The 229-nt window shown below is 56.3% G+C and carries 1 protein-coding gene; it reads left to right on the plus strand.

The genetic code is table 11. The features are described from left to right. A partial coding sequence (locus Q4528_RS16635) for a tripartite tricarboxylate transporter permease (RefSeq protein ID WP_303522913.1) occupies positions 1 to 229 on the plus strand: 229 nt, incomplete at both ends.

A 229-nucleotide genomic window follows, 5' to 3' on the forward strand; every position in this document is an offset into this window, starting at 1 on the left:
CGCCAGAGCTTTTGATGATCACCATCTTTGGCCTGTCGATGGTTGGCATCCTTGCCGGGCGTGTTGCGATCAAGGGCATTGTCGCGGCCGGTCTTGGCATGTTGGTCGGCACCATCGGCGAAGGCGCGTCTTCGGGTGATTTGCGCATGGCGTCTTATGATTACCCTTATATGACCGACGGGCTGAAGCTGGTGATTGTCGGTCTTGGCATCTTTGCCATCCCGGAAAT

The sequence above is a fragment of the Staphylococcus pasteuri genome, assembly GCF_030547725.1.
Lineage (GTDB): Bacteria > Bacillota > Bacilli > Staphylococcales > Staphylococcaceae > Staphylococcus > Staphylococcus pasteuri.